5 protein-coding genes are annotated in these 5,330 nt (G+C 63.7%); 3 read left to right on the forward strand and 2 right to left on the reverse strand.

The features are described from left to right. Window positions 1-56: 56 nt before the first annotated feature. Window positions 57-1,436, forward strand: a complete 1,380-nt coding sequence (locus EOL86_11715) for an ammonium transporter (GenBank protein ID NCD26241.1) — start codon at window positions 57-59, stop codon at window positions 1,434-1,436. A gap of 12 nt (window positions 1,437-1,448) precedes the next feature. Further along, the gene (locus tag EOL86_11720; GenBank protein NCD26242.1) at window positions 1,449-1,790 is read left to right on the forward strand and encodes a P-II family nitrogen regulator; all 342 of its coding nucleotides are present in this window, start codon (window positions 1,449-1,451) and stop codon (window positions 1,788-1,790) included. Window positions 1,791-1,839: 49 nt separating this feature from the next. Here EOL86_11720 and EOL86_11725 read toward each other — a convergent pair whose 3' ends face one another. Both EOL86_11725 and EOL86_11730 read right to left on the reverse strand, forming a co-directional pair. Next, window positions 1,840-3,129, reverse strand: a complete 1,290-nt coding sequence (locus EOL86_11725) for a radical SAM/SPASM family putative metalloenzyme maturase (protein NCD26243.1) — start codon at window positions 3,127-3,129, stop codon at window positions 1,840-1,842. Window positions 3,130-3,192: 63 nt separating this feature from the next. Then, the gene (locus EOL86_11730; protein NCD26244.1) at window positions 3,193-4,626 is read right to left on the reverse strand and encodes a PLP-dependent aminotransferase family protein; all 1,434 of its coding nucleotides are present in this window, start codon (window positions 4,624-4,626) and stop codon (window positions 3,193-3,195) included. 121 nt (window positions 4,627-4,747) lie between these two features. Here EOL86_11730 and EOL86_11735 point away from each other — a divergent pair. Beyond that, window positions 4,748-5,330, forward strand: a 583-nt coding sequence (locus EOL86_11735) for a branched-chain amino acid ABC transporter permease (protein ID NCD26245.1), incomplete at its 3' end; no start/stop codon positions are given.

The following is a 5,330-nucleotide window of genomic DNA, read 5'->3' on the forward strand; positions in this document are numbered from 1 at the left end:
ATGGCACCTCCGTTGCTCAAGACAAGGCATCCACACTCACCACCACGGAGGTTTCTATGTACACGCATGCGTCCCCAATTCCCGCCTTGCTCCGGCCCAAGGTCTGGGCGCTGACCTCGATTCTGGCGGCCACGCCAGCTCTGGCCCTGGCCGAGGGCGAGGCCCTGTCCCAATCCAACGCCAACCTGCTCTGGACATTGATCGCGGCCATGCTGGTCATGTTCATGCAACCCGGCTTCGCCCTGGTCGAAATGGGCTTTGCCCGGGCCAAGAACGCCGGCAACATCCTCATGAAAAACCTGCTCGACTTCGCGGCCGGCCAACCCGCCTTTTTTCTGCTCGGCTTTGGCCTCATGTTCGGCCAGGACATCGGCGGGGCCATCGGCTCCTCCGGCTTTGCCCTGACCGGAGTCGACCCGACAACGGATTCCGGACAGTGGGATCTGACGTTCTGGTTCTTTCAGTCGGTGTTCGCGGCCACCTCGGCGACCATCATCTCCGGCGGCATCGCCGAGCGGACCAAGTTCGCGGCCTATATCGTCGTCAGCGTCGTGGTCTCGGCCCTGATCTACCCCATTTCCGGCCACTGGGCCTGGGGCTCCCTGTGGGGCGCGGGTGAACTGGGCAAGGGCTGGCTGGAAACCATGGGCTTCATCGACTTCGCCGGTTCCACCGTGGTCCACTCCGTGGGCGGCTGGATGGCCCTGGCCGGCGCCCTGATCATCGGACCGCGCATCGGCAAATACAGCCCCGACGGCAAGGCCCGGGCCATTCCCGGACACAACATCCCCATGGCGGGCCTGGGCGTATTCATCCTCTGGTTCGGCTGGTTCGGCTTCAACCCCGGCTCCACCACGGCCGTCAACGGCTCCATCGGCTATATCGCCGTCAACACCAGTCTGGCCGCGTGCATGGGCACCCTGGGCGCCATGGTCTACGCCTGGATCAAGCACGGCAAGCCGGATACCTCCATGTCCCTGAACGGCGCCCTGGCTGGCTTGGTGGCCATCACCGCCGGTTGCTATGAAGTTTCCCCCGTCGGCTCCCTGTGCATTGGCCTCATGGCCGGCGTCCTGGTTGTCGCGTCCATCGAATTCATCGATCAGGTTCTCAAAATCGATGATCCGGTCGGTGCGTCCTCGGTCCACGGCGTGTGTGGCATGTTCGGCACGATCATGGTCGGCCTCTTCGCCGCCCCCGGTTATGGCTCCAGCGTTGGCCTGCTCTATGGCGGTGGCGCCGGCCTTCTGACCACCCAGATCATCGGCGCGACCGCTGTCTTTGCCTGGGCTTTCGGCACCGGTTTGGCCCTCTTTGGCCTCCTGAAGGTCACCATGGGCGTGCGCGCCAGCCAGGAAGAGGAACTCAAGGGCCTGGATATCACCGAACACGGCATGGAATCCTACAACGGCTTCCAAATCTTCACCAACGAATAAGGGAGGGTCACCATGAAACTCGTCATCGCCTATATCCGCCCGGAGAGCCTCAACGCCGTCAAGCAGGAGCTCTACAGCAAAAAGATCTACAACATGTCCGTGACCAACGTCCTGGGCAGCGGCCGCCAGAAAGGCTTCACCGAAACCTATCGCGGCGTGGTCCTAGAAGTGAATCTGCTCAAGAAAGTACGTCTGGAAATCGGGGTCAACGACGATTTTGTCGAACCGGCCGTGGAGGCCATCAGCGCCGGCGCGCGGACCGGCAAGGAAGGAGACGGCGTGATCTTTGTCCTGGAATGCGCGGCCGCCATCCGCATCCGCACCCAGGAAACCGGCCCGGCCGCCATGGGTTGACGGTTGGAATCCAGCACCACGTATCAAGGGAGGCTCGGGCCTCCCTTTTTTATTGCAGGCAGGCGAAACCGCCGCCGGACCAGGGGCACGAGCCGCAGGGCACGACCCGGCCATAGCAATCCCTCTCGAAGGCATGGGGATAGCCCTGGACGTAGTCGCAGGGGGCCACGCTGCAGTCCGCGCACCGGGCGTATTCCTCGCTTCTGGCCTCGGTCCGAAAACGGACAAAGGCGTCCGAATTCCAGACCGCCAGGGGATCGTCGACCGGAACCCGGCCAAAAGCGAACTGCCGAACGCGGATCTCGGCCCCGAGCAGCCAATGGGAGTAGTCGTGCCAAAGGTAATAACAGGGAGCCAGGGTGCCGTCACAAGCGACGAACAGGCTTGGCGTCTCCACGAAGGGGCACTGCCGGGGCTCCCTGGCCGCTCGGCTGGGCAGCTCCAGCCGGACGCCCCGCCGCCGGGCCTCATCCTCGGCCAGGGCAAAAACCTCGCGCACCCGCTCCATGCGCTCCAGATCGACGCGCAGGACATTGGGCAGGCTGAATTGCAAATCCCGCCGCCGCGCCTCCTCGATCATGGCCAGGAAAATCTCGACCTGGCGTTGCTGCTCGGGAGTCCGGAACACGGCGTAAAACGAGTCGTAAATACGGTGCAGATTCAGCCCCTCGGCCACGAGCTGCCGTTCCCATTGCCGACAAAAATCCAAGCACCGCCAGGAAACCGGCGTGTAGAGGGTCTGTCGCGCATGCGCCGGATGGTAGGGCAGTATATTGGAAACAATCACGAAACTGGCTCCGCGCCCGGCGCACCAGGCCACGGTCTCGGGGAGGCTTTCGAAATTCCGCGCGCCGACCACGGTTTCGGCGCCAAGTTCCAGGGCCCTGGAGCCCGGACGACGGGCGGCATCACGCATCAGTTCGAAGGCATGCCCCACCTGACCCAGCTCGGCGCCGGCCCGCAGCCGGTTCAATTCGCGCGGGTCCGGCGAATCCACGGAAAAGCAGATCCGATCCAAGCCAGCGGCCATCATCCTTTCGGCCAAATCCTGGGTAAGCAGCATCCCGTTGGACTGAAAACCAACGGTGCATGTATCCGGCACCCTGGCCCGGGCATGGGCGATCAGGGCCGGCAGCTCCGGGTGCAGCAGGGATTCCCCGACGCCGTTGAGATTGAGGATTTCCAGACGGGGAAAAACCGGCGCCAGGGCCTCGAAAACCGAGACGTCCATCAGGGCGTCGTCGCAGTTCCAACCCCGGGACTGCTTGACGCACATGGCGCACCCCAGATTGCACCGGGTGGCCAATTCCACATACAGCTTGAGAGGAACGGTGTTCATGACCGCAAGTCATGGGACAGGGGTCGGGCAGCGTCAATATGACAAAATTGACACAATAGAGACCTAGCCCCGCGCCCCGGGCAGCATCCCCCGAACCAATTCCCCCAGACGTTCCACGCCCCGGGCCAGGTCGGCGCTCCACGGATTGCCCGTGTTCAAGCGGATATGCCCGGCGAATCTGTCCTGAGTGGAAAAAATGGTGCCCGGCGCGATGCTGATGCCCTGCTCCCTGGCCCGATACATAAGCTCCACCGAATCCACGCCGCCGGGCAGTTCCACCCACAGCACGCCGCCACCCTCGGGCCGGCTGACCCGCGTCCCCTCGGGGAAAACCCGCCCCACCCGCAGCTGCATGGCCTGGGTCTGCTCGTGCATCTTGCGGCGCAGGCCTCGCAGATGGCGCTCGTACCGGCCTTCTTGAAGAAAAAGAGCCACGGCCTCCTGGGTCGGCGTCGCCGAGCAGACATTGGTCGTGGCCTTGACCTCGTAGGCCTGGGCGAAAAAACGGCCGGGCATGATCCAGCCGATGCGATAGCCCGGACACAGGGTTTTGGAAAAGGACGAGCACAGAACAACCAGTCCCTTGGTATCGAACATCTTGAAAACCGAAGGGCGGGTCGGGCCAAAATGCAGATCTCCGGCCACGTCGTCCTCGATGAGCGGAATGTCGCGCCCGGCCAGCAGACGCACGATTTCGGCCTTGGCCGCGTCGGGCGTGAGGGACCCATCGGGGTTGTTAAAATTGGGCGTGAAAATGCAAGCCCGGATGTCAAACCGCCCCAATGCCCGTTCCACGTCGCCAGGGTCCACGCCATGGCGGGCGTGGGAGGGAATTTCGATGGAACGCACGCCCTGATTTTCGAGAAGCTGCTGGAAACAAAAATAGGACGGGGCCTGAATCAGCACGTTGTCGCCGGGCCGGACCAGACTGCGCACGGCCACATGCAGGGCCTCCAGCGCGCCGCAGGTGATAAGCATCTCCTCGGGCCGCACGTCCAGACCGGCCTGGGCCGCGCGCAGGGACAGCTGACGGCGCAGGGCGAGGCTGCCCTCCACGGGCAGATAGCCGACCATCTCCCTGGAATCGGTCCGCGCCAATTTGGCCGCGACCCGCCCCAGTTCCCGATGGGGCAGCAGCGCCTCGGACGGGCAATTGATACCCAGGGGCAAAAGTTCGCGGTCGCCCACGGTTTCGAGCACCGCGCCGATGAGCTGGCTCCGGTTGATGGTATGCGGTCGCAACACCGGACGCGGCGTCCGGGGCGGCGGCGGCAGCTCCCTCACGCCGGGACGCACGAAAAATCCAGACCTGGGTCGGGATTCAATAACGCCCTTACGCTCCAGTTCAGCGTAAGCCTGCAGAACCGTGCTCACCGCCACCCGGCTGCGCGTGCCGACATGGCGCAGGGATGGCAGGCGCGCACCAGGGGCCAGGGTGCCGGATGAAATCTGCTGCATGATCTGCTGTTCGATCTGGCGATACCGATACTCTTCCATGCCTTCTCCCGTGTTCGCGGCCAAGACGACGTCACCAATCTGTTATGGTCGAAATTTATGCAAACTGTATCTGTACTGCAAACAGTTTCTGGCTAGGGTGCGACCAAGGAGATTATCGATTATGAATTCGACGAGCATGTCCCAACCCGCGCGGGCCGAATCCCCCCTGGCCTCGGCCTTCCGCCAGACCCTGCCCATCATCCTTGGCTATGTGCCCGTGGGCTTCGCATATGGGGTGTTGGCGCAAAAATCCGGCCTCTCCGGCCTGAACACGGTGCTCATGAGCGTCCTGGTCTTCGCCGGGTCGGCCCAGCTCATCGCCGTGGGCCTGTTCGCCTCGGCCGCCGCGCCCCTGACCATCGTGGCCACGACCTTCATCGTCAATCTGCGCCATCTGCTCATGTCCGCCGCCCTGGCCCCGTATCTGCGGCCCTGGAGCAAAACCAAATTGGGGCTCTTCGCCTCCCAGATGACCGACGAGACCTTCGCCCTGCATGTCGGTCGCTTTGCCAAGGGCGAGCTGGACCCGACCGAAACCTTCGGCATCAATATCATCGCCCAGAGCGCCTGGGTCGGGGGCACGGTTTTGGGCCTGGCCGCCAGTTCCCTGATCACGGACATCCGCCCCATCGGCCTGGATTACGCCCTGCCGGCCATGTTCATCGCCCTGCTCCTGGGGCAGCTCAAATCCCGCCTGCATGTCG

Source organism: Deltaproteobacteria bacterium, from assembly GCA_009930495.1.
In the GTDB taxonomy this organism is placed as follows: Bacteria; Desulfobacterota; Desulfovibrionia; order Desulfovibrionales; family Desulfomicrobiaceae; genus Desulfomicrobium.

Excerpts from the sequence above, each read along its gene's own strand:
- EOL86_11715 (NCD26241.1), top strand. The coding sequence starts at position 57 with ATGTACACGCATGCGTCCCCAATTCCCGCCTTGCTCCGGCCCAAGGTC.
- EOL86_11720 (NCD26242.1), top strand. The coding sequence starts at position 1,449 with ATGAAACTCGTCATCGCCTATATCCGCCCGGAGAGCCTCAACGCCGTC.
- EOL86_11725 (NCD26243.1), bottom strand. The coding sequence starts at position 3,129 with ATGAACACCGTTCCTCTCAAGCTGTATGTGGAATTGGCCACCCGGTGC.
- EOL86_11730 (NCD26244.1), bottom strand. The coding sequence starts at position 4,626 with ATGGAAGAGTATCGGTATCGCCAGATCGAACAGCAGATCATGCAGCAG.